Raw genomic sequence first — 22742 nt, 5'->3', positions numbered from 1 at the left:
ACTCGCCAGGCGACCGATGACAATCGCCATGCCTCCGCCGGCATGCGCCGACCTTCCGGAAGGAGCCACCCCGTGATGAGCCGCACCAGCGACTCCGCCCAGGAGCTCACACAGATCCACGCCGGCGGAGCATGGCAGCCCGCCATCTGCGCCGAGACAGCCACCCTGACCGACCCCACCACCGAACAGCCGCTCGGCAGCATCGTCCTCGCAGCCGCCGCCGACGTCGACACCGTCGTCGCCTCCGCGCGCGAGGCGTTCGACCACGGCCCCTGGGGCCGCAGCACGCCCGCCGAACGTGCCGACGCCCTGGACCGCTTCGCCGACGCGTTGGACAAGCACGCCGACGACATGAGCCGGCTCGTCACCCGGGAAATGGGAATGCCACTCGGCTTCTCCCGGATCAACAACGCCGACGGCCCTGCCATGATCCTCCGCTACTACGCGGGCCTGGCCCGCACCCTGGAAGAGGAGGAGACCCGTACCCCCGTCGGACCCGGCAGCCGCACCGTGGTGCGCCGCGAGCCGCTCGGCGTGGCGGCCGTCATCCCGCCGTGGAACTACCCGGTCTTCCTGGCCATGACCAAGATCGCGCCCGCCCTGGCGGCCGGCTGCACCGTCGTCTTCAAACCCGCGGTGGAGACCTCGCTCAGCGGTGCCCTGCTGGTCCGGATCGCCGAGGAGGCGGGCCTGCCACCCGGCGTCCTCAACTTCGTACCGGGCGGTGCGGCCACCGGGTCAGCCCTCATCCGGCACCCCGGCGTCGACAAAGTGGCCTTCACCGGTGCCACCACCACCGGCCGGATCATCGCTGCCGCCTGCGCCGAGCGGCTCATCCCGGTGAGCCTCGAACTCGGCGGCAAGTCCGCGGCCATCGTCCTGGACGACGCCGACCTAGAGCAGACCCTCGGCGGCCTGGGCCTCCTGTCCTTCCTCAACAGCGGGCAGACCTGCTTCGCCATGACCCGCGTCGTTGCGACCCCCGGCCGCTACGACCAGATCGTCGCCGGTCTAGCCGACGTGGCACGCGCTCAGGTGCTAGGCGACCCGTTGGACCCGGCGACGACGGCCGGCCCGCTGGTCAGCGCCCGCCAACTGGCGAAGACGGAGGAGTACGTGGCCTCCGGCATCGCCGAGGGCGCCCGTCTGGTCACGGGAGGACGTCGGCCGGCCGCCCCGGACACCGGCTACTTCCACGAGCCGACCGTTTTCGCCGAGGTCGGCAGTGGGATGAGGATCGCCCAGGAGGAGATCTTCGGCCCCGTCGTGTGCGTGCTGCGCGCTGCCGACGAGGAGGAAGCCGTGACGATCGCCAACGACTCCGCGTACGGCCTCGCCGGCACGGTCTGGACGGCCGACCCGGAACACGGTCTGGACGTCGGACGCCGCGTCCGGACGGGGACCTTCGGCGTCAACGGCTACCCGCCCGACCTCTCCGCGCCCTGGGGCGGGATGAAGGACAGCGGCACCGGCCGCGAGTTCGGCCCTGAGGGCCTGGAGGCGTACCGGGTCACCAAATCGGTTTACATCTGACCGAGGGTTCGCGCGTCTGCTGGTGTACATCCTGTGGGGAGGAGAGCGTCGGCCATCGGGCCCGTTCAGTGTCCGCGCACCGCCCACCGAATCGGGCGGTGCACGGATGTGGGTCTGACCGGATGACCAACGGCGGCATGCTGTGGCGCGGACGGTTGGGATGATGTGCCTCGGGTGCATCACCGCCAGGCACCTTCTGCGCTATCGACGGCCCGGATCCCAGCCCGGTACCGGACGGCCGGTGCCGGTCCCGTGGTGTGCCGCGCTGTCAGGGCGTGCGGCGCAATACCCATCCCATGGCGCGGTTGACTTGGTGAGATGGACGCTGCCTTTGTCCACACTCCCAGGCCCGACGAGCCGCAGATCGCGCCCGCCAGGCTGCTGGAACTCGCCACCGCGTGCCGCCGGGGCGAGCGCACCCACCTGTCGTACCGCGACAGGGAAGGGAGGGCCACCGTCCGGGACGTCGACCCGTACCGCCTCGTGCACACAGGGCGCCGCTGGTACTTCGTGGCCCGGGATGTGGTGCGAGGCGAGTGGCGGACGTTCCGGGCCGACCGGGTGGCTCACATACGGCCAACCGGGCATGCGGTGGAACTCCTCGACCCGCCCGACCCGGTACTGCTTGTCTCCCGATCCATCGCAAACGGCGCCTACCTGCTCTATGTGTGCGTCCGCCTCCCGTTGCCCATGGACCAAGCCCTGCGGGTGGTCCCGCTGACTGTCGGCACTCATCGCCCGGACGGCCCCAACGCCACCATCGTCGACATCGGCGGTCCCGACGCGGACGGGCTCGCCAGATACCTGCTCAGCTTGGCTACCCCGCTCCGGGTCCTGTCTCCGGACGATGTACGGGAGGCACTGCTGCGTCGTGCCCGGGACCTGTGCGCGGACAACGGGAGCGGTCACCCCCGGCTGCTGGCGAGCGGCGACGCCGACCCGGGGACTTCGTCATGATTAGTTCTTTTCGAGCAGTTGGGCTTCCAGGTCCGCGATGCGTCTCTCGGCGAACCGCAGGTTGGAACGGGCGCCTTCGAGTCGCTCCTGGAGTGAGCGGTGCTCTTGGGTCACCTCGTCCAGGCGGCGCTTGAGGGAAGCGTTCTCGGTGCGGAGGGCCGGGGCGGAGTCTGAGGGAGCCGTCTGTTCGACGTCTCGGAGTTGGCCCATCAGTTCGCCGATCCGCTTGCGCTGGGTGAAGACGGTCTTCTGGGTGCGGGTGAGGGTCTCCTCGGCGTTGAGTGCGCGCTCGCGCCAGGAGGCTTCGATGCGTTCGTGTTCCTGCTGGGCTCCTTGATCACGCCGTTGTCGGGCGTCGGTGACGGCTGCTTGGACCAGGGCTCGTGCGTCCGTGTTCTCGTAGCAGAAGGTGGCCGACACTCCCGCGCGCTCGGCGATGGCTCGGACGTTGAGCCGTCTGCGTTCGCGGCGAAGCTGCGTGATGGCCTTCTCAAGCTGGGTCAGTTTGTTGCGGGTCTGGCGGCGGCGAGCGGCGATCGCGGCCGCTGGGGAGTCGGCAGCGGATGTCATGCGGCATCACCGTCTTCGATCTCCGGTGGCTCGGTGAGGTCCGTGGTTCGGAAAGCGGTGGACCAGACGCGGCCGAAGTAGTCCTGGGGGCGGCGGAGGTCGAGCGCGAGGGCCTCGTCCAGGAGGCCGACGGCTTCCAGTGCCCGTTCCAGGCCGGTGATCGCGCGGGCGGTGGGCTCGAAGACCTCGTGGAGGTAGTCGGCGGTCGCACTGTCGGGCGCGCGTTCGGCGAGCATGCGCCATTGCTCGCGCTTGCGGTGCCAGTAGACGAGGTCTGCGCCCGACATCACGAAGTTCTCGCAGCTGTGGCAGTTGAGGTTGAAGGGGCAGGCTGCGCCGTCGACGACGTGCTGGAAGGTGCAGAAGCCGCCGTCGGCCGGGGTGGACCGGCGCGTCAGATCGATGGCGAGGGCCTCGGCCTCTTCCTTGGACATGGGCTCGCTGCCGGACAGGATCAGTCCGGGCTCGTCCGATCCGGGGCCGGCAACCCAGATGGTCTGCAGGGCCTGCTCGAGGCGGGGATCGGTGTTGGCGAGGTGGACGTAGTGTTCGGCCATCCGCTCGGAGACCTGCCCGAGGTAGCGCTTGACGTGGATGAGGTCGGCGCCGTTGCGCAGGAGGTTCGTCGCCAGCGTGTGCCGGCTTTGGTGGGGGACGCAGTGGGCGATGTCGAGCGTGGCGACCCAGTCGCGGAACAGCTTGTGGAACCACCCGTAGCTGGCGCCCTTGAGCAGGTTGCGGTTGCTGTGCTGCCGGGGGAACAGGGCAATCTGCAGGCGCTCAGGCGGTGTTGGGGGCTGCCCGTAGGGCTGGGTGAAGCGGGCGATAGTCACTGCCTGGCGGCGTTCGATCTGCTGGTAGAGCCGTTCGGGGATGCGGATGGCCTCGTCGTAGTTGCCGACTTTGGTCTGGTCGTGCCAGAACGTCAGCAGTCCGTTGAGCCGGCCGATGCATTCGAGGCGGGCGTTGAGGACCTCTCCGCAGCGGCGGCCGACCAGGACGAGAGTTTCCCAGGCGTCCCGGAGTCCGCGGTTGTTGATGTCGAACGTTTCGAGGTTCGCCAGGTTGGTCGGGTGGGCCAGGGCCCTGGCGACGTCGTCGGGGAACGGCGATCGACGCCCCGTTAGGGCCGTGGCCCTCGGCATCGCGACGATGAAGCCCCGGTCCAGTCCGATCTTGTCAGAAGCACCGGTCTCCAGTGCTTCGCGCAGGACGCGGCGAACACTCATCAAGACGGTCGAGAGGGTTCCAGCGGTGGCGATTGAGGGCTCACCAGCATGTCGAGACCGACGATCTCCCTGATGATGGTGGACGCCGAGAGATTTCAGGCCATGCCGGGCTCGGTGCCGCTGATCGGTGACGAAGTCGGTCGCATGGGACTCGGCCAGCGCCGTGGGGTCGTGGCCCCCGCCCGGCACGAAACCTTCGAGGTAGGCGCTCAACTCTACGCATCCCCTGCGGAGTTGATCGAAACTGGTTCGGCTGCGGGGCGGGTTCGTCTTCAGCCGGGCGGCCAGGAAGTCCCAGAGCAGGTCCCGCAGCCAGCGCTGTGTGACTCGGCTCAGGTCGATTCTGCTGCCGGCGTGGGGGAAGCGGACACCGAAGTGTTCGGTCTCGATGAACCCGGCGTCCTTGGTGTCCTCGCGGGTGAAGTAGACCAGTCGCAGGTAGCCGAGCATCGCCGTGCCCACCTGGCGGACGAGGCGGTTGCACGTGTCCAGGTCGAGGTCGGCCAGGGAGTCCGCCTTGGCGGCCCGGCAGGTCTCGGCAAGGTGCTGGATCCAGGGAAGTGCCCAGTTCGTGCCCTGGGTCGGAGTCTGGGTGTGGTGGAACATCGCCCATTGGATCTCGGCCTTGACCAAAGGTTTCAGGCCCAGCAGTGACACCTTGCCGTGAGAGCGCATGATCGGCGCGGTCTCCCAGCACCATCGCCGGAAGGCGGCCTCGTCCTGGTAGCTGACGAGACCGGACGTGTGTCCTTCGTTGGCCAGCCGGCCCCAGTGATGAGGAAGCCGGGCTCCGCCGGGACACCCGGCGCGGTTGTAGAGGAGCCGGTGGCGCCGGCACAGTCCCAGCGCATGCACCGCGGCCTCGGGGCATGGCGCCACCTGGCACTGCCCGAACGAGGGCAGCACCGGCTGGTTGGCGGCCCACTCATCGAAGTCCGGGACAGCACCCCCTTTGAGGTGCGGATATTGAGCTCGGCGCCATCGGGTGGCGTGCATGTGGCACAGCCGGTCCGGACTCCAGGACGGGGTATGGCGACAGATCCGGCAGGGCGGCGGCGTCTTCCAGGACGTCTGCTTCAACGGCTGGGCGGTGCGAAGGAACTCGGCGACGCTGACGCCTTCCCGGCGTTGTCGGCCCCAGTCGCGTAGGTGGATATGGCAGAACTCGGTGCCCGGGTTCAGAGGCCGCTCGCACCGCGGGACGCCGCACTCCCAGGCATAGACGGGGTGGTCGCCGGGCAGGTCGATCACGTCCGTGCGGAAGACGGCGTCGAACGTCGGCGCGTTGAGCAGGGCGGTCAGCAACTCCAACCGGTCGCCGGTGGTGCGGCTCGGAACCGAGGACGGCGACAGCACGGGCAGCAGCCGGCGGGCGGGAGCACTCACTCCTCCTCACCCCAGACGGTCTTCAAGGCGGCCACGAACCCAGGCGAGTGCTGATCGGGATGGCCATAGACCTCGTCGACCATCCTCATCGAGGCCCAGTTGCCCGCCTCCTTGGCCACCAGCGGGTCGTTGCCCGACGCGTCGAGGATCTTGCCCATCGTGCTGTGCCGGAACTGGTGCGGCTTGATGCGGCCGGGAAGACCGGCCCGTTTCCCGGCCCGCCGCAGCATGCCGCGGGCGGCGTCCGCCGTCCACGGATCACCGGTTTTCGACCCGTGCAGCTGGATCAGCAGCATCCCGTGCCCGGTGGCGTACTTCGTGTACTCGGTGGTCATGTAGGTGAAGTAGGTGCTGATCATCGCCGGGCTCACCCGGTAGATCTCCCCGCCGGTGATCACCCCGTCCTGCAGCTGCCACTCGGGCTTCTTCTTCGCCGCCGCCCGGTTCGGGTTGGCCCCGCGGTGACACACGTGAACGTGCGGACTCTTGCACTCGCCGCAGGCCGCGTTCTCCCGCAGGTGCAGGTCGACCAGGTGCAGCCCGGTTAGCCCGCCGATCCGCAGGGTCGTGTCGGACAGCCAGGTCACCACCATCGCGTCCCGGGCCGTGTTGACCTCGCTCAGCAGCTCGGGCCTCGCCCCATCCGGGAGCATCTTGGGGTGCCGGCGGCGCGAACGGCCGGGCGGCGTCAGAGGGTTGGCCGACATCGAGGTCACCACGTGCCCCAGCAGGACTCGGTCCCGGTCCGGCTGAGTCGGCAGCCGCCGGCTGTCCAAGGCCGCCTTCAGCTCCGGGTTCACCCCCTGTCGGGCGCATTGGTGCAGGTAGAAGCCCTTCAGGCAGGCGGCCGTGACCTTGAGGGCGTCGGAGCCGTACGGACGTTTCGGCGGCATCCGCCACGGCTCTCCGAACGGCATCGGCACCCGTGCCCCGACCGCCCCCATGTACCGCTGCAGATCCGACAGCGAGACCTTCGCCGTCGTCAGCCCCTCGCGCACCCGCCACCGCAGGTGATCGACAAGGGTGTACGCGTACGTCTTCTGCGTCCCCGAACCCTCGTATTGGCAGAGGAAGCAGTCCGCCTCCTCGTCCACGGTCAGGTCCGGCCACACGATCGTGTACGCCCGGCTCCCGTCCCCTCGGACCATCTCCTGGACACGAATGTCATCCAGGACAATCCCGCTCCGCACATGCCCCTCCAGCCCCATCCCGACGCGACGAACAGCCTTGCCGAGATCGGTAAACGAGAACGCGAAAGCCCTATGGACCACCCCGACGAGTGACCCCGACACTCACAGCACAGTCGGTAAAGGAAATCTTCCACGACGGCCCGGCAAAGCCACGCGACCAGTGGGACGACTACGGCCGGGCAGCAAGCCTCTGGGGCCCCGTCCCCGAGTTCCGCCCCGAATTCCACAGCCGCCAGGTGAACGACCACCAGTAGCGCCCCCACCGGGTACTACGGGCCCCTCCAGACAGCAGGTGTTGGGCCTGGTACTCCATTCCACGTACGAAGCACTCGTCTCCGCGCAACCAAGTGATGGCAGTGGTCGGGAACGATGTTCCGGCCTGTACGAAGGACAGCAAAGTGAATTCGGTGAGGACTGAGGCCCCCGGGCCCGAGCCGATTGCGATCGTCGGCATGAGTTGTCGGTTTCCAGGTGGCGTCGAGTCCCCGGCGGACTACTGGAACCTGCTGATCAGCAGCAGGGACGTCATCTCCCCCATGCCTGAGCAACGATGGGCGGAGTACGCTGCGGATCCGCGCAACACCTCGGTGCTGAGCAGGACCGTCCGCCATGGTGCGTTCCTGGACGACGTGGCCGGGTCGGACGACCCGCTGGTGCAGGAGGTCGCCAAGCAGGCACGGCTGCTGCAGGCCAGCCGGGTGGGCTACCGCAAACGGGACAGCCTGTACGAGGCGTACATCCCCGACGGCACGGCCTTCGGACGGCGATCGCTGCCACCGATCCGCGGCCTGTCCTTGGCCGCGGCAGCGGCATGCGCGTCCAGCCCGGCCGGGACGAAGAGTTCGACCAACTGCACACCGACTACTTCGCCGTCCGGGACCGATCCCGCGCGTACACGGCCGCCGTCCTCGCCCTACTGAAGGCCCGCACGTAACGACCCCCGCTCGCCCGACGTCGAGTTGACCCACGGCGACTTCACCCGAAGACCCCGCGCACCTGGGACTGGTGTGGCACCGTGGACCCGGGCGGGTCCGTCACTCCCCCCGTGGTGACGGACCACGCCTCACTATGTCCCCGCCGACACCCGCTCGGGCGGGGAAGCCTCCTCGAGGACCTGCCGCAGATCGGTGTACATCCGCAGCCGCACACCCGGCTGGCCGGCATCTCGGGTGGTGCATTCGGCAGGCGCGGTTCCCCAGGTCCGGGCGATCGCGGCCTGGAAGGCGAGGACGGTAGCGTCGTCGAAACCCGCCACGTCGATGACGAGCAGGCCGGGTTCGGACAGGTGCACTTCTCGGATCGGTTCCACGCCTGTCAGTACGTCTTCGTGCCCGCCGGGGTTCTCTGCAGGCTCCGGATTCACCCGACCGGGCGAGTCAGTGCCGACGTCTACCGTCCCTTACATGACCACTTCGCCGAACTTCCGTGACAACGCATGGGTGTTGGAGGCCACCATCCAGACAGCGCCGGCCGCCGATGCCCAGTGGCAGAAGCAACTCGACAAGCTCCGCGAGATCGCCGCGTACGAGCCGGAGACGCAGACGTGGCACGCCCGGCTTGGCGCGCTCGACCTGGCGGGCGTGCAGATGCTGCAGACCCTCTTCGACGCCGCACGCGTCCACGGCACCGCGGTGGACCTCGCGCCCGTGGCGGTCCCGGCACACTGGAACGGCCCCGTCTTCACGAGGACTCCGGACGTGGCCGCTCTGCTGGAGGCTCAGACCGAGCGCGGTCGGCCGCTCGGTAAGCTGCCTCTGGCTTGAGGAGCTCGCGCCGGCTGAGGATCTCGAGCGCGTTGTCCGCCGCCTGGAGGTAGCCCGCGCGTGTGCGACGCTCGTCCGCAATCGCGTCGAAGGCATAGATCAGCCGGGCGACTTCCTCGCGTACCGGCCGTCCGCTGTCATCCGGGACAAGCAGGTCCCGATAGCTGTCCTGAGTCATCGCCGCTCCTCGGCAGGGGGTGCCTACCGTTGCCTGACGCTGTCGCGCTTATGTCGCACGCGGTCCTTCGGGACGACTGCCTTGGGCCCGGTGCCGAGCTGAGGAGCGACGTGAGCCGATGGCGAGGGCGGCGGGGTAGAGCACTTGGTGCCCGAAGCGGGCGCGGGCGCGATCGGAGACGGCTTCGATCGCGAGGGGCTTGTCGTCACTCGCGTCGAGGGTGAGCTGCCGGGTGGCCACATCGTCGCGGCCTGGGTGGCTGGCGACGACCAAGAGCTCGATGACGCATGGGTCGATCAGATCGTTGACCTGGGCTCGCAGTGGGGCCAGTACGAGTACGTCACCAATATCGGGTTCGCCGCCTGACAACTGGCTCAAGCGCTAACGGCGTGGTGCACGAGAGTGGGGTTGGCCGGGCCGTGACGTGAGGAGAGCCGTACGGGTTGGGAGAGTTGTGAAGCGATCCTTGGTCCGTACGGCTCTTTCGCATCGTATCTGCACGGGCGTCTCGCGGCGGCGACTCGGTCTGCTCGTCGGCGAGTTGGCGGGCCCGTGGATGTCTCAGCAGGACTCTTGTTGCGTGAACGCCGAGGTCACGAGCGCCTGCGCACCGAAGGCGGTGGGCCTGGCCAAACTGGTTTTCACCGATCGGGTGATTGCCACCCTGGTGATCCTGCGCTTCCGGCTCCCGCGTTCTGGGACTGACCTCGCCGTTGGTCAGAACGGGTGGGGCTCGGCGGGTGCCGGGCTTGGGGACGACGGCGCCGTAGCGGTATCCGATACCGGCCCGGCCGTCGGCGCGGGCCCGCTCCGGGAGGGCACGCCTTGGCGGTAGGTCTTGGTGACCTTGGCTGTGGCGTAGGTGAGGGAGACCGCGACGTCCTCGGCGTCGATTTCCATCGTGGTGCGGCGCTGGCCTTCCGTGTCGTCGAAGGTGCGCTGCCGCAGCTTGCCGGTGACGATGATCCGCATGCCCCGGGTGAGTGACTGCGCGGCGTTTTCGCCGGCTTGTCGCCACAGCGAGCAGCGCAGGAACAACGGTTCCCCGTCCACGAATTCGTTGCGGTCACGGTCGAACACCCTGGGGGTGGACGCGATCGTAAAGGAGGTCACGGGCATACCGGAGGCGGTGTGCCGCAGTTCGGGGTCGGCGGTCAGGTTCCCGACCACCGTCACCAGCGTCTCACCGGCCATGCCGCCGCCCCCTTGCCTGTTACTGGATCTCTCCCACCGTACCGGCCCGGCGGACCAGCTGGCACGATGACCGGCATGACGAGCGAGGAGAATACGCTGGAGACGGCGGTTGCGGCACTGCACGCTGCGCAAGAGGCAGTTCACACGGCCCGCCGGGGCCTGACCGCGGCGATCGTCAACGTCTACCGAGCCGGGGAGCCAGTCGCTCGCATCGCCGAGCGCACCGGCATGAGTGTCATCGAGATCCGGAACCTGCTGAGCGCTACCCACACCTCACGCCCCGGCTGATCCCGGCAACTCGGTGATCTTTGCCCCTGCACCTCGCTTCAGAGACTCACAGAACGTCACCGATCACCGGTTGATGCGCAGTCGGCCCCCGATTGCGCAGGTTCCTGCCAGGCGGCCTGCGCAAGGCTGTGACCTGCCGTGGTCGGGCTCATGGTCGGGGCTGGGGCCGTCATGGTCGGGGTGTTGGGGGCCGCGGTCGGGGTCGGGGATTGGCGCTGAATTGCCTGTAACCAGCGGTGCGTGTGTGGTTACCGTGGCGATCACTGCACGGCAGGAGCCCTGGGGGGATCGATGCGACCGACAACCCGTATGCGTGGCACTCGGGATTTGCGTTTGCGCAGTCACTCTGGCGAGCACTCTGACTGCCTGCGACTCCGGGAAAGCCAGTGGCGACGATGCGCTCGCGCCGAAGCCGGCCGATGCAGGCCACTGGCCATAGGCTCAGGCTGAGGAACCTGCCGGGTTCGCGCCTCGATGGCACGGACACGTGCAGCGACGCATGAGAAGGACTCGAGTGACGCCGGGAAGCGGGATGTTCTCCGTCTGGCGACAGCCGGCGTGAAGTGTCGCGTAGTCAGGACGAGCGGCGAGCGCGCACTCCGGGGAGCGTGTTTCGAGATCATCGGCAGGCGTCTTCATGCAAACCGCTCCGCACGATTGGGCTCAATCACGCGAGTCCGCAGCGCTTCAGCAGCCGGGCTAACTCCACGCAGGAGCCCTCGGAGTTGCTGTGTCGGCACTTCTGCCAGGTCACCCCGTCCAGCTCCGTGGCCGCTATGCCGTTGTACACGTCGTTGTACACGTAGTGGTCCACAGGCCGCTCCCCGGTGATGCGATGGCCTCGCGGCCAGTGATGCAGAGGTCAACTAACCCGGATCATAGCCTTGCGTGCAGATGCACGTGCAATGCGTCTGCTCGGTCGTGGCCATCCGGCTACGTTCACCATCGGCGTGCCGTACGGTGCGGCGCCGGTCCTCATCCCGCGCCGCGCGTACACCCCAGATCAGCCGCCGTCCCAACCAAGATCCCGACCATGAGGGCCCGACGTCACGGTGCGATAACCCCGCCCCCGACCAGGCCGAAAACCCCGCACACAACCCCCGCCGACAACCCCGCCCGCAACCAACCGCGCCCTCACCATGGGTGACGCCGTTTCAGCAGGTCACCATGTAGTTTCGGCGTGGTCGGCAGGCCGACATCCCCCTCTGCACACCTCCGCGCCCCTCCCAGACAAGAAGAAAGAAGGGAAGGGGGCGGGGACGGGTCGGTGCGCCTCGGGGGATCGGGGCGCGTCTGCTCCTGTTGCGCGTCGGCAAGGCCTCCACGCTCAAGCGGCGGACGTGGCTGAGGCGGCAACGAGGGCATGGCCGCAGGGAGGAAGTCCTCGAAGCCCAGGGTGTCCCACGGAGGGCGCACTGCCGAGGGCCAGGGCGACTTGAGGCCTTGTCGCATGAAAGCCGTCTCCGGGTGTGTCAACTTAACGGCCCTGTCTCACATTCGGTGGTGACAGGCGGTGGTGATGGTTACTTATAGCGATTTTCCCAGCTCAAGTCGCCAGTCGGCATCTGGACGATGAGCTCGCCATAGGCCGGGAACGAGGTCGCGGGCGTGCATCCGAGCGGCTCAACCAGGCATGCTTCCCATGACTTTCAGTTACCACCGAATGTGAGACAGGGCCGTTAGATTTACACTCCCCACTGCGGCCGTCGGGATGGTCGGGGTAGTGCTCGTCGATGATCTGTGGATCGCCGGGGGTGGCCAGGCGGTGGCGCCAGATCTCCGCGAGGTCGCCGCCCGGGGTGCGGGCGGTGATCGACAGTTCTTCGCCGACCACCCGGCACCAGACTCGGGATCCTGTATATCCGGGCGGAGTTGAGTAGCGGACCGACCCGAAGCTGACGGTGCGGTCGTCGCGGACGGTGCGTTCCTCACCGAGCGCGAGGGCGAGGGGGTCTTCGGGCAGCACGTGCAGTGTTGCGCGTTCGATGTCGAGCCGGTCGGCGGGTATCTGTCCGGTCGCCCGGTGGCGGCGGAGGTTGATCTCCTCGCACCACAGCCGGCAGGCGTCGGCCAGTTCGGCGAAGCTGGCGTACTGACCGCGCAGGTTCGCGCTCGTGGGCACCAGGTCGGCCTTGGCGATCCGGACGGTGGCTTCCGCGCCGCCCTTGGACTCCGGGTCGTAGGGCACGCATGTCAGGACCTGGCAGCCGTAGTGCCGGCCGGCAGCGACCATCTGCGGATGCCGGACCGGGATCCCGGCGATGTGCTCGACGGTCACGGTCTTGGCGTTGTCGGTCAGTACATACGTCGGGGCCCCGCCGATCCGGCGCAACGTGGTATCCAGGCAGGCCACCAGGGTGCCCAGAGTGCAGTCCCAGACCGGGATCACCACCCGGAACCGTGACCAGGACAGCCACGCGCAGAACAGCCAGGTCCGCCGGCCGCCGATGCGCGGACCCTCGCCCCAGTCGAACTGCAGCCACATCCCCGGCTCGGGAATCCACGGCCGATACGTGCGCCGCTTGCCCGCCCGCCACGCGGTCTTCGCCGCGTTCACCGCCCGCCGCGTCGAGCGCGGGCTGCCCGGATAGCCCATCTTCACGAGCCGGTCGTGGACCACGTCCGCGCGGATCTTCGCCTTGGACTGCTCGACCCACTCCTCGATCTTCTCCAGGAAGCCGTCGACAACCGCCTTCGGCCGTGGCGCCCGCTCGAAGGGGGTTGAGCCCGTTGTCGCGGGCCTGGACGTATCGCTTGACGGTCTTCGGGTCGTGTCCCGTCAGCTCGGCCGCCGACCAGACCGTCTTCGTCAGGTCGTACGCCTCAAAGATTTCCATGATCTCTCTGTCAGACTTGGTCACAGGACCTCTCCGGCCGGTTACTCATGCGTGGAAACATCAGCAAACCGGACGGAGGGGTCTTCGTCAGATAAGGGAGCGATCAGGAACACCACAGTTCAAACGGCCATCCACCGGGATTTCTGGTGGCCATCAGCCGGGACTCAACTGGCCGCACACCTGGACTCTGACACGGCCGCCGTCAGCTTCGTACGCAATCCGGGTTAGGCATACGGCCCGAGGCCTGAGACGTTCGTGCGCCCCGGGCCGTATGTGCACCCCGCAGCAACACAAGACTGGCCCATCCGCATGCTGTGGTTCCTCCATGATCACCCTTGGGCTCCTGACTCAACAGAGTCATACGACCCGCACTTCCGGCAGCTTCGGCACCGAAGTGCCAGGCCAGCCGCACCCTGACACGGCACAACGGCAGACCGAGAGCGAGATCGTCCGCGCCCTGGTCCACCTCGCGGCCCGCCCCAGCCCGGTGGCCGACCGCCTGGCCGACGTCCTCGACCGCCGCACCACCACCTGACCGCTGACCCCGACCACGGGCCCGACCATCGCAGGTCACCGCCGTGCGCGGCCCGACCGGCCACCGAAGGACCAGCCGGGCTCCGGACGCGCTGCCCGCCCCGGCCCACCCGTCGGAAGCCCTCCACACCCGCTACCGATCTCCCTACCGTTTCCCCTACCGGTCTTCCTACCGAATCCCCTACCGGCAGCTCTGCGTGACTGCGCACGGTTTTCGCAGCTCACGCCCCTTGTCGACCCCCGAGACTGACGCGCCTCGCCGCGGCGCTCACCGATCTAGGGCCGCGGGAATGCGTTCGAGCACGGGGAAGGGCACCAGGCCGTAGTGGTAGAAGTCCACCGCGTCCGCCCCCGCCGCACGGGCCGCCGCCGTCTTCTCGGCCAGCGCGGCGGCGGACCCGGTGTCCGGAGCGCCCGGCCGCAGTACGGTCCGCAGCGCGCAGGTGTCCGCCAGCGCGGCGCGGTAGGCGGCCGTGTCGGCCCCGACGCGGGCCGGGTCGCGGGCGTACGCGAGCAGGGCGTAGCCGGGGACGACCGCGCCGACCGCCCTCGGGGCGACGCCGATCAGCCAGGCGTCCTCGGCCGCGAGCCCATCGGTCGGCAGGCCGTCGGCATAGCCCTTGGCGGCGCCGGTCAGATCCAGGAAGACCAGTTCGGAGCCCTCTCTGGCCACGGCGTCGGCGACGGTCCCGGCGAGTGAGGTGACGGTGGAGTGGCGGGCGCGGGCGTAGGCGGCGATCGGCTCGGGCAGCTCGTCGAGTCCGCCGGGGCCTGCGGGTGCCGGGGCGGAGCCGTCGAGGACCCGGGCGGTTGCTTCCACCGCCACCGCCCGTGCCTTGGCGGCGTCCACGCCCTGCGCCTCGGCATGCCGCGTGCAGTGCGGGCAGAAGCACAGGCCCAGCAGGAACTGCTCCAGCGGGCCGAGGGGCACGAAACTGCGCTCGTGGTGGTAGCCGTGGCCGAAGGTGCCGTAGTGGAGCGACTCCGCGACGACCGCTTCCACGCCGAGGCGCGCTACGGAACGAGCCAGGGAGACGGCGTAGGCACGCACCTCCGGGTGGGCGGGGCACAGGTCGGCCGGAGCGGCCCGGTCGCCGAAGCAGTTCTCCTGGGTGACGTCGGGGTGGGCCAGCCCCAGGGTGGTGTTGTGCAGGAACACGGTCCAGCCGTGCAGGGCGGCGCCCCGCTCTGCGGTGGCACGGCGCAGCTCGCGCAACGGTTCGCGGTCGGCGCCCGGCTGTACGGGTGGGGTCAGACGGGCCCCGTCGAACAGGTCGGCCGGGGGCGTGAAGTGCACGCCGTCCTGCCGCAGCGTGACCCGGGCAGGTCCGTGCGGCGTCACGTCGCGGGCCCGGTGGTAGGCGGCGGCGACGGTCAGGGTGTCACAGCCGTAGGTACCGAGGACACGGTCCAGGACCGGGGCGACGCCCTCGGCGCGCAGGTCCTCGACGAAGGCATAGAGAGCGGATCGCACTGGATTCCCTTCGGTTTCCCGGGAGTTGGGCAGGTCCGTTTCCGGGCGTAGGTCAGCGTCCCCGGGCGGAGCCCAGGACGTGCGAGATCTCCAGGCCGGTACGGACGACCATGGGGCCGACCTCGCGGACCCGGGCGGGAGTCATCCGGGTGGTCAGACTGGAGACGCTGAGCGCACCCGCCACCGCGTCGGTGTGGTCGAAGACGGGCGCGGCGACACATCGCACCTCGGGTTCGTTCTCCCGGTCGTCGATGGCGTAGCCGCGCTGCCGGACCCGTTCGAGTTCGATGCGCAGCCGCGCGGCATCAGTGACCGTGTATTGCGTGATCGGGGGCATCCCCGCGTCCACCACGATGTGGAACGCCTCCTCGCCCTGCCAGGCGAGGATGGCCTTGCCGACCGCCGTGCGGTAGGCGGGCACGCGGCTGCCGATGCGGGATGCCATGCGCACGCTGGCCTCGTTCTCCACCTTGTCGATGTAGACGACGTCCGGCGGTTCGTACACGACCAGGTGGCAGGTCTCCCCGACCGCGTGTTGGAGCTGCCGGAGCGGTTCCGCGGCGGCGGTGCGCAGATCGAGGGAGGACAGATAGGCCTGCCCCAGCCGCAGGGTGCCGTGCCCGAGCCGGAACCAGCCGGTCTCCCGGTCGCGCACCAGCAGGTCGGCCTCGATGAGCGGCGTGGTGAGGCGCAGCACGGTGCTCTTGTTGACGCCGAGGTCGTCCGCGATCCGGCTCAGGGACATGCCTCGGCCCGTGCCGGCGTGGTCACGGACGTATTCCAGGACCGTGAGGGCCCGCCGCAGCGAAGAGGACTGGTTGCGCCGGGCCGGGGGTGTGGTGGTCATGTCGTACTCCTGGGCAGTAGTCCACGGGCCACGATGTCACGGGCGGTGGTGAGGTGACGTCCGGCTCCGGCGAGCGAGATCTCGTGGTGGCCGGGGAACAGCGCGTCTACGTCGAGCGCAGCCAGCATGGTCAGGCTGGCCGCGTACTCCGGCACCCGGCAGTCGTGCAGGTTCTGCAGCGAGATCCGGCCCCCGCTGAAGACACAGTCCCCGGAGAACAGGGCCGTGTGGTGCGGGGTCGTGAGGAGGTAGCACATGTGCCCGTCCGCGTGACCGGGGGTGGCCAGGGCCCGTACGAGGACCCCGCCGCCGAGGTCGAACTCCGCGCCGTCGGCGACGGCCTCGACCCGGGGGCAGGGCGGGACGACGTAGTCGGGCGGGTAGACCCCTGCCGCCTTCCCCTTGTCCACGCTCAGGCCCGCCTCGTCCCCGTCGGCGATCCAGGCGACCGCTTCCGCCCCGGCCAGCACCCGCAGCCCGGGCACCGCCGCGGCGAGAGCGGCGGCCCCGCCGGCGTGGTCGGCATGGCCGTGGGTGAGCAGCAGCAGGTCGGGGCGGACGCCCGCGATGCGCAGGATGTCGGCGGCGGAGCGTCCTGCACCGGCGTCGATCAGCGCGCTGCGGCGGCTGCCCCGCACGAGATAGGCGTGGCAGTCCAGCGGGTCGGTGAGATCGAACCCCGCGGCTCCGCTGGCGACGAGCGTGACATGGTCGGTCAGCCGCATGGAGGCTCCTCCGGTACGGCCATGGCGCGCACCGCCGCCACCACGACCCGTGCGGCCAGCTCCACCTCCGCCAGTTCCACCGATTCGTCCGCCGCGTGCGCGTCCCGCAGCGAACCGGGGCCGAGAACCACCGTCGGCACGCCCGCCCGGGCGATCTTGCTCGCGTCCGTCCCGAAGGGCATGCCCGCGGTCTCGCCCGGACGGCCGTGAGCGGCGAGGGCGCTGCACAACGCACTCACCACCGCCGAGTCCACGGGCGTGTCGAGGGCGTGGTCGACGAGGAACGGGAGATCCAACTCGGCCCCCAGCTCAGCGAGTTCGGCGCGGTCCTGCCGCCAGACGTCGTCCGCGTCCTCGCCCGGCAGGGTGCGCCGGTCCACGTCCGCCTCGCAGATGCTGGGAATGGTGTTCGGGCCGGTGCCGCCGCGGATCCGGGTGACCGCGCGGGTGGCCGGGCCGAGCAGCGGATGCGGGGCGACAGCCGGGGGAATGGCGGCGAGATGGGCCAGGACAGGCGCCATCAGGGAGATCGCGTTCACCGCCTCATCCGGGCGTGAGCTGTGACCCGCCCGGCCCGAGGTCCGTACGGTGTAGCGCACCACGCCCTTGTGGGCGACGACCGGCACCAGCCCGGTGGGCTCCCCGACGATCGCGCCCACGACCGTGCGCTCCCGCAGCTGCTCCAGCAGGTGTACGACCCCTCGGTAGGCGTGCTCCTCGTCGCACACCCCGGCCAGCACGACTGTGTGCAGCGGCCGCTCCCCACGGGCGAGTTCGGCGGCGGCCAGCATGAACGCGGCCAGCGACCCCTTGGCGTCGCAGGCACCGCGCCCGTACAGCCGACCGCCGCGCACCTCACCGTCGTACGGCGGCACCGTCATCGCGTCGGTCTCGACCGTGTCGAGATGCGACTCCAGCAGCACGGCGTCCGCCAGCCGCCCCGGCACGACCGCCACCACGTTGCACCGGCCCGGCAGCACCTCGTGCAACTCGGCCCGCACGCCGTGCCGTTCGAGCCAGTCACGGACGTACCCGGCCACGGCCGTCTCGCCCCCGTGGCCCGGCCCGCCGCGCGGGTTCACGCTGGGCAGCCGTACGAGATCCCGCAGCAGCGACGTCAGGTCCGTCATGCGCGACGCTCCCTCGCGTAGACCAGCAGGAGGCCGATGATCAGCACCCCGAGGACGACCTGGCGCACGCCCTCCGAGAGGTTCCAGGACGTCAGCAGCGCGGTGAGCAGGGTCAGCAGCAGCGCGCCGCCGACGGTGCCGAGAAGGTGACCCCGGCCGCCGAGGATGGAGGTGCCGCCGAGCACCACGGAGGCGATGGACAGCAGCTGGTAGGGGTTGCCCATGGTCAGCGAGCTGGTGCCGGTGAAGCCGAGCATCACCAGACCGGCCACCCCGGCGAGCAGGGCGCAGCCGACGTAGGCGGTGAACGCCGTTGCCGCGAGCGGCACTCCGGAGGCTCGGGCGGCGCTTTCGCCGGAGCCGAGTGCGAAGGCGTACCGGCCGGTGCGGGAGGCGTGCAGCAGCCAGCCGGCGACGGCCGTGACGCCGAGCCACAGCACGAACGCCCAAGGGACGCCCAGCACACGCCCGTTGGCGAGCGAGTCGAGCAGGGGCACCTCGGCCGAGCTGGGCGATCCGTCGGTGTAGACGAGGAGGGCGCCCGCCAGGATGGTCCCGGTGGCCAGCGTCATCACCATCGGGGGTACCCGCAGCCACACCACGCCGGCCGCGTTCACCGCGCCCACGAGCGCGCTGAGCGCGAGGGCCACCAGGATGCCCGTGGCGCCGCCCGTACCAGAGGCGACCTTCGCGCAGACGACCGCCGACAGGGCCACCACCCCCGACACGGACAGGTCGATGCCGCTCATGATGATGACCAGGGTCTGGCCGACGGCGACGATGCCCAGGAAGGACGCCGTCTGGACCAGGTAACCGAAGCTAGAGCCGCTGTCGAAGCCGTCGGCGAAGACGACCGCCGCCGTCCAGGTCAGCGCCAGCACGCCGAACGCCCAGGCAGCCCGGCTGCCACGTACCACGGCCAGCGTGCTCATACGGCCGCCTCCTTCGTGACGTACGTCTTCAGCGCGAGCGCGACCACGAGGATCACGCCCTGCACGACGAGCTGGTAGAACGGCGAGATCCCGGTGAACAACAGCAGGTTGGTGAGCAGGCCGATCACCAGCGCGCCCAGGACCGTCCCGCGCATCCGGCCGACCCCGCCGAAGAAGCTGATGCCGCCGAGCACACAGGCGGCGATGGAGTTGAGGGTGTACGGCGCGCCGATGGTCGGATCCGCCGAGCCGGTCTGGACGGCGAGCCCGATCCCGGCGAGCCCGGTGAACACGCCGGCCAGGGCATAGCCGCCGATCTTCACCGCACGGGTGGCCAACCCGCTGGCGTAGGCGCCGTGTTCGTTGCCTCCGACCGCGTACAGGGCGAGCCCGTGCCGGGTGGTGCGCAGCAGCTTCCAGGCGGCGAGGACGACGGCAAGCGCGAGGGCGGGCACGGCGACGCCGTTCCAGCCGTTGTTGTACGCGCTCACCAGCCCGCCCGGTACATGTCCTCCCGGCTGCGGCAGGACGACGAGGGTCGCGCCGCTCCACAGGAAGGAGGCGGCGAGGGTCACCACGATCGGCGGGAGTCCCGCGTACGCCACCAGCGTGCCGTTGACCGCGCCGGCCCCGACGGCCACGGCCAGCGCGAGCAACGCGGCGGCCACGACTCCGCCGGTGCCGTGCGGGTCCTGGGTCGCGAACACCGCCATGGCGAGGGCGAGCACCGAGCCGAGGGAGAGGTCGATGCCGCCGAGCAGCATCACCGACGTCTGCCCAGCCGCGGCCAGCAGCAGCGGCAGGAACTGCGCCGACAGGATGGTGACGGAGGCGGGGGTCAGCAGTCCGGGGTCGTAGTGCTGGTAGGCGATGAGCAGCACGAGCAGGAGTCCGAGCAGCCACAGGATCTCGGAGTCGGCCCGGGCGCGGGAGATCAGACGCTCACGCACGGGCCACGCTCCCGGGTGCGGAGGTGTCCGGGGCCGAGGTCGCCCCGACGTCGGTGACGGACGCTCCCGTCACGGACGCCCGCACGAGTCGCTCCTCCGTGAGGTCGGAGCCGGTCAGCCGGTCGACGACCGCCCCCTCGTACAGCACGGCCACCTCGTCACAGAGGCCGACCAGTTCCATCGTGTCTCCCGAGGTGATCAGGACCGCCATGCCCTCGTCGGCCAGGCGGCGCAGAAGGTGGTAGATCTCGCGTTTGGTGCCGAGGTCGATGCCTCGGGTCGGCTCGGCGAGGAGCAGCACGCGGGGCGCCGCCGGCAGCCACTTGGCGAGGGCCACCTTCTGCTGGTTGCCGCCGGACAGCCGGCGCGTCTCCTGGGCCGGGGAGGCGGCCTTGATGCGCAGCCGCTCGGTGAGCTCGGCGACCAGACGGGACTCGGCGCCACGCGACACGGTGGTGAGACGGCGGGCCGGGGCGAGTTCGCGCAGGCTGGGCAGGGCGAGGTTGTCGCGGACGGAGCGCGAGGTGTGGACGCCCTCGGTCTTGCGGTCCTCCGGCACGTACGCGATGCGGTGGCGGATCGCCCGACGCGGCGAGGTGATGCGTGCGGACCCTCCGTCCAGAGTGATCCGACCGGTGTGCCGGGCGAGGCCGAACAGGGCGCGCAGCACCTCGCGTTGGCCCTGCCCCTGGAGCCCGCCCAGGCCGAGGATGCGGCCGGGTACGAGGTCCAGGTCGATCCCCGCGCAGGCACCGGGGACGGTCAAGTCCCGCGCCTGGAGCAGGGGTTCATGAGAGGAACCACTCGCCTTCGCCGGGAACAGGTCCGAAACCTCCCGCCCGATCATGAGGCGTACGACGTCGTCGTGATCGGTCTGCTCCCGCTCCCGGGTCGCCGTCACGGCCCCGTCCTTGAGCACCGTCAACCGGTCGCTGATGGCGAACAGTTCGGCCATGCGGTGGCTGACGAAGATAACGGAGCCGCCGTCGGCGCGCAGTTCGCGCACGACCCGGAAGACGGAGGCGACCTGGTCCTCGTCGAGGGCGGAGGTGACCTCGTCCAGGATCAGCAGGCGGGGCCGGCCGGCCAGCGCCTTGGCGAGTTCCACCAGTTGGAGGCCGCCGAGCGGGAGCCGGCCGGCGCGCAGGTTCGGGTCGACGTCCAGACCGACCCGTTCCAGCAACGGGCGGGCCCGCTCGTCGAGTTCGCGGGATCGCACCAGACCGTGCCGGCTGGGCCAGGCGCCGAGGAAGACGTTCTCCGCGACGCTCTGGTGCGGGTTGAGACTCAGCTCCTGGTGGACGGAGCCGATCCCGGCGGCCCGGGCGCGGTGCGGGGACCACGCCCGGGGCACGGGGGTGCCGTCGTGGACGACCTGGCCGGAGTCCGGCGCGAGCAGCCCGGTGATGAGGGAGAGCACGGTGGACTTGCCGGCACCGTTCTCCCCGACAAGCGCGAGGACCTCGCCGGGTTCGACGGTGAGACTCACCTCGCGCAGCACCTGGTTGCCCGCGAAGGACTTCGAGACCTGTTCCACGCTCAGCACAGGCGACCTGGTCACTTTCCCGGCTCCGCCTTCCGGCTTCACTTGCCGATGAGCTTGTCGATCGCGGACTGCGAGATGTCGTTGATCGGGTAGGAGTCGTCGGGCTGGTCGGTCTTGACGTACTGCGAGAGGTTCTTGTCGGTGATCTCGGGCAGTGGAACGGTGATGTCCTGCGGGACGGAGACGCCCTCCTTCTTGGCGACGGCGGCCTCCAGCGCGATCACGGCGAGGTAGTTGGGCTGGGCGGTGGCGTAGGAGGAGAATCCATTCTTCTTCTGCGCCTGCCACATCTTGAGGAAGCCGTTGTAGTTCTCGCCGGTGATCGGGACGAGCTTCTTGTCCTGCTTGACCAGCGTCTGCAGTGCGGCGGCCGAGAGTGCGCCGCCCTGGGAGAAGACGCCCTGGATGCCGGGGTGCGCGGAGTAGGCGGAGGCGAAGGCCTGGGCGGCCGGGGCGAGGTTGTACTCGCTGTGCACATTGCTGACGATCTTGATGTTCGGGTACTTCTTGAAGACCGCCTCGGCCCCGCTCCAGCGGTCCTCGCTGACGGCGACGCCCGCGGGACCGTTCATGGCGATGATGTCGCCCTTGCCGCCCAAGTTCTTGGCCAGCCAGGTGGCCATCATCGAGCCCCAGGCCCTCTGGTCCGTGCCCACCCTGATCGCCTTGCTGCTGGTGGGCAGCGAGTCGAAGGCGACGACCGTGATGCCCGCGGACACGGCCTGCTCCAGGGCCGGGTTGAGCGCCGTGGAGGAGCCGGCGTCGACGAGGATGACGTCGTACTTCTGCTGGATCATGGCGCGGATCTGTGCGATCTGCTGCGAGGTGTCGCCGTTGGCGTTGAAGGTCTTGAACTCGGAGACCTTGCCCGCCTTCTTCTGCTTGGCGACGTCGCTGTTCAGCATCTTCAGCGTCTGCTGCATCCACGACGGAGTCAGGTAGATGGTCGACCAGCCGACCTTGAGGTTCTTGGCCGTGGCGGCGGAGGCGCTTGCGCCGGCGGAGGCCGAGCTGTTCTGGACGTCGCAGGCCGTCAGTGCGGCAAGGGCGCACAGGGAGGCCGCGAGGGCCACTCCACCTCGTGCTGAGCGTGAGTTCATCAAAAGCTCCTCGGTTCCCTCGAAGACGTCCGGGCCGCGGGGGGCCCGGGGGGACGGGGTTGGGGAAAGGGCGTGCGCACACGCCGGAACATCCGCGTTCCGGCTGGTGGGGGGGGGTACGCCCGGTGAGGACCGGTCTGTTGAGAGGGGAACTTATGGGTACGCCCAGCCGCGCACCACATCTGCAATACAGAATTTCGCATTGCACAACATGACCGCTCACGTGGCCGCCGACGAAGGCGCGGGCGGGCCGAGTACACCTGCGTGTTCGGGGCACCTGGAGTCTCCTAGTAGCGTGTCGCTGCTTAGTTCCGGTGTGTGGGGCTGAAGGGTCGGCGTCTGGCAGATTTCCCTGCCTCTGCCTGATAGGACGGCGTTC

Annotated in this window: 18 protein-coding genes and 4 pseudogenes; 7 read left to right on the top strand and 15 right to left on the bottom strand. The window is 69.6% G+C overall.

Going from position 1 to position 22742, the window contains the following annotated elements; translation table 11 throughout:
- Positions 1-75: 75 nt before the first annotated feature.
- Both ABZZ74_RS44595 and ABZZ74_RS44590 read left to right on the top strand, forming a co-directional pair.
- Positions 76-1533 carry an aldehyde dehydrogenase gene (locus ABZZ74_RS44595; protein ID WP_356949855.1) on the top strand — a complete coding sequence of 486 codons (1458 nt, stop codon included), beginning with the start codon at positions 76-78 and terminating at the stop codon, positions 1531-1533.
- Between the two features lie 309 nt (positions 1534-1842).
- Positions 1843-2490, top strand: a pseudogene (locus ABZZ74_RS44590) (WYL domain-containing protein); the annotation flags it as partial.
- Here ABZZ74_RS44590 and ABZZ74_RS44585 read toward each other — a convergent pair.
- The 3 genes from ABZZ74_RS44585 to ABZZ74_RS44575 are packed head-to-tail and all read right to left on the bottom strand — an operon-like array spanning position 2491 to position 6823.
- Positions 2491-3060, bottom strand: a complete 570-nt coding sequence (locus ABZZ74_RS44585) for a DUF6262 family protein (RefSeq protein ID WP_356949854.1) — start codon at positions 3058-3060, stop codon at positions 2491-2493. It lies immediately after the preceding pseudogene.
- Complete coding sequence (locus ABZZ74_RS44580) at positions 3057-5675, bottom strand: site-specific integrase (protein WP_356949853.1); 2619 nt, start codon at positions 5673-5675, stop codon at positions 3057-3059. The genes ABZZ74_RS44585 and ABZZ74_RS44580 overlap by 4 nt, the downstream gene beginning before the upstream one ends.
- Positions 5672-6823 carry a tyrosine-type recombinase/integrase gene (locus ABZZ74_RS44575; RefSeq protein ID WP_356949852.1) on the bottom strand — a complete coding sequence of 384 codons (1152 nt, stop codon included), beginning with the start codon at positions 6821-6823 and terminating at the stop codon, positions 5672-5674. The genes ABZZ74_RS44580 and ABZZ74_RS44575 overlap by 4 nt, the downstream gene beginning before the upstream one ends.
- Positions 6824-7272: 449 nt before the next feature.
- Between ABZZ74_RS44575 and ABZZ74_RS44570 the strand changes: the two genes are divergently transcribed.
- Positions 7273-7785: a beta-ketoacyl synthase N-terminal-like domain-containing protein gene (locus tag ABZZ74_RS44570; protein WP_356949851.1), complete on the top strand. Its 513-nt coding sequence runs from the start codon at positions 7273-7275 to the stop codon at positions 7783-7785.
- Positions 7786-7931: 146 nt separating this feature from the next.
- Here ABZZ74_RS44570 and ABZZ74_RS44565 read toward each other — a convergent pair whose 3' ends face one another.
- Entirely contained in the window at positions 7932-8174 is a 243-nt protein-coding gene (locus ABZZ74_RS44565) for a DUF6207 family protein (protein ID WP_356949850.1), read from the bottom strand.
- A gap of 94 nt (positions 8175-8268) precedes the next feature.
- Here ABZZ74_RS44565 and ABZZ74_RS44560 point away from each other — a divergent pair, with 94 nt between their 5' ends.
- Entirely contained in the window at positions 8269-8628 is a 360-nt protein-coding gene (locus ABZZ74_RS44560; protein WP_356949849.1) for a hypothetical protein, read from the top strand.
- 418 nt (positions 8629-9046) lie between these two features.
- Positions 9047-9172 (top strand): annotated as a pseudogene (locus ABZZ74_RS44555) (transcriptional regulator); the annotation flags it as partial.
- Positions 9173-9601: 429 nt separating this feature from the next.
- On the opposite strand, the pseudogene ABZZ74_RS44550 reads toward ABZZ74_RS44555, so the two are convergent.
- Positions 9602-10000 (bottom strand): annotated as a pseudogene (locus ABZZ74_RS44550) (single-stranded DNA-binding protein); the annotation flags it as partial.
- A gap of 75 nt (positions 10001-10075) precedes the next feature.
- Here ABZZ74_RS44550 and ABZZ74_RS44545 point away from each other — a divergent pair.
- Positions 10076-10288 carry a hypothetical protein gene (locus tag ABZZ74_RS44545; protein WP_356949848.1) on the top strand — a complete coding sequence of 71 codons (213 nt, stop codon included), beginning with the start codon at positions 10076-10078 and terminating at the stop codon, positions 10286-10288.
- A 691-nt stretch (positions 10289-10979) separates the two neighbouring features.
- On the opposite strand, the pseudogene ABZZ74_RS44540 reads toward ABZZ74_RS44545, so the two are convergent.
- Positions 10980-11102 (bottom strand): annotated as a pseudogene (locus ABZZ74_RS44540) (DUF397 domain-containing protein); the annotation flags it as partial.
- A 732-nt stretch (positions 11103-11834) separates the two neighbouring features.
- Positions 11835-12953, bottom strand: a complete 1119-nt coding sequence (istA, locus tag ABZZ74_RS44535; RefSeq protein WP_356949868.1) for an IS21 family transposase — start codon at positions 12951-12953, stop codon at positions 11835-11837.
- Positions 12954-13519: 566 nt separating this feature from the next.
- On the opposite strand from istA, the gene ABZZ74_RS44530 reads away from it, so the two are divergent.
- Positions 13520-13660 carry a hypothetical protein gene (locus ABZZ74_RS44530; protein ID WP_356949847.1) on the top strand — a complete coding sequence of 47 codons (141 nt, stop codon included), beginning with the start codon at positions 13520-13522 and terminating at the stop codon, positions 13658-13660.
- 267 nt (positions 13661-13927) lie between these two features.
- Here ABZZ74_RS44530 and ABZZ74_RS44525 read toward each other — a convergent pair whose 3' ends face one another.
- From ABZZ74_RS44525 to ABZZ74_RS44490, 8 genes are read right to left on the bottom strand one after another with little or no spacing between them, the layout of a single operon-like run.
- Positions 13928-15133 (bottom strand): hypothetical protein, encoded by a 1206-nt coding sequence (locus tag ABZZ74_RS44525; protein WP_356949846.1) that lies wholly within the window; start codon positions 15131-15133, stop codon positions 13928-13930.
- Between the two features lie 52 nt (positions 15134-15185).
- On the bottom strand, positions 15186-15980 hold the full coding sequence (locus tag ABZZ74_RS44520; RefSeq protein ID WP_356949845.1) for an IclR family transcriptional regulator: 795 nt from the start codon (positions 15978-15980) through the stop codon (positions 15186-15188).
- Positions 15977-16705 (bottom strand): MBL fold metallo-hydrolase, encoded by a 729-nt coding sequence (locus tag ABZZ74_RS44515; RefSeq protein ID WP_356949844.1) that lies wholly within the window; start codon positions 16703-16705, stop codon positions 15977-15979. Before ABZZ74_RS44515 ends, ABZZ74_RS44520 begins: the two co-directional genes overlap by 4 nt.
- Positions 16696-17835, bottom strand: coding sequence for a M20/M25/M40 family metallo-hydrolase (locus ABZZ74_RS44510; RefSeq protein WP_356949843.1), 1140 nt, complete (start codon positions 17833-17835; stop codon positions 16696-16698). The genes ABZZ74_RS44515 and ABZZ74_RS44510 overlap by 10 nt, the downstream gene beginning before the upstream one ends.
- On the bottom strand, positions 17832-18767 hold the full coding sequence (locus ABZZ74_RS44505) for an ABC transporter permease (RefSeq protein ID WP_356949842.1): 936 nt from the start codon (positions 18765-18767) through the stop codon (positions 17832-17834). Before ABZZ74_RS44505 ends, ABZZ74_RS44510 begins: the two co-directional genes overlap by 4 nt.
- On the bottom strand, positions 18764-19717 hold the full coding sequence (locus tag ABZZ74_RS44500; RefSeq protein ID WP_356949841.1) for an ABC transporter permease: 954 nt from the start codon (positions 19715-19717) through the stop codon (positions 18764-18766). Before ABZZ74_RS44500 ends, ABZZ74_RS44505 begins: the two co-directional genes overlap by 4 nt.
- Positions 19710-21278, bottom strand: coding sequence for a sugar ABC transporter ATP-binding protein (locus ABZZ74_RS44495; protein WP_356949840.1), 1569 nt, complete (start codon positions 21276-21278; stop codon positions 19710-19712). Before ABZZ74_RS44495 ends, ABZZ74_RS44500 begins: the two co-directional genes overlap by 8 nt.
- A 23-nt stretch (positions 21279-21301) precedes the next feature.
- Complete coding sequence (locus ABZZ74_RS44490) at positions 21302-22363, bottom strand: ABC transporter substrate-binding protein (RefSeq protein ID WP_356949839.1); 1062 nt, start codon at positions 22361-22363, stop codon at positions 21302-21304.
- Positions 22364-22742: the final 379 nt, after the last annotated feature.

Source organism: Streptomyces sp. NPDC006476, assembly GCF_040612015.1.
Taxonomy (GTDB): Bacteria; Actinomycetota; Actinomycetes; order Streptomycetales; family Streptomycetaceae; genus Streptomyces; species Streptomyces griseorubiginosus_B.
This window is presented reverse-complemented; position numbering and strand designations above follow the sequence as displayed.

Bases quoted from the DNA above. Each gene is read 5' to 3' on its own strand.
- ABZZ74_RS44595 (WP_356949855.1), top strand. From the start codon at position 76: ATGAGCCGCACCAGCGACTCCGCCCAGGAGCTCACACAGATCCACGCC.
- ABZZ74_RS44585 (WP_356949854.1), bottom strand. From the start codon at position 3,060: ATGACATCCGCTGCCGACTCCCCAGCGGCCGCGATCGCCGCTCGCCGC.
- ABZZ74_RS44575 (WP_356949852.1), bottom strand. From the start codon at position 6,823: ATGGTCCGAGGGGACGGGAGCCGGGCGTACACGATCGTGTGGCCGGAC.
- ABZZ74_RS44560 (WP_356949849.1), top strand. From the start codon at position 8,269: ATGACCACTTCGCCGAACTTCCGTGACAACGCATGGGTGTTGGAGGCC.
- ABZZ74_RS44545 (WP_356949848.1), top strand. From the start codon at position 10,076: ATGACGAGCGAGGAGAATACGCTGGAGACGGCGGTTGCGGCACTGCAC.
- ABZZ74_RS44520 (WP_356949845.1), bottom strand. From the start codon at position 15,980: ATGACCACCACACCCCCGGCCCGGCGCAACCAGTCCTCTTCGCTGCGG.
- ABZZ74_RS44515 (WP_356949844.1), bottom strand. From the start codon at position 16,705: ATGCGGCTGACCGACCATGTCACGCTCGTCGCCAGCGGAGCCGCGGGG.
- ABZZ74_RS44510 (WP_356949843.1), bottom strand. From the start codon at position 17,835: ATGACGGACCTGACGTCGCTGCTGCGGGATCTCGTACGGCTGCCCAGC.
- ABZZ74_RS44505 (WP_356949842.1), bottom strand. From the start codon at position 18,767: ATGAGCACGCTGGCCGTGGTACGTGGCAGCCGGGCTGCCTGGGCGTTC.
- ABZZ74_RS44490 (WP_356949839.1), bottom strand. From the start codon at position 22,363: ATGAACTCACGCTCAGCACGAGGTGGAGTGGCCCTCGCGGCCTCCCTG.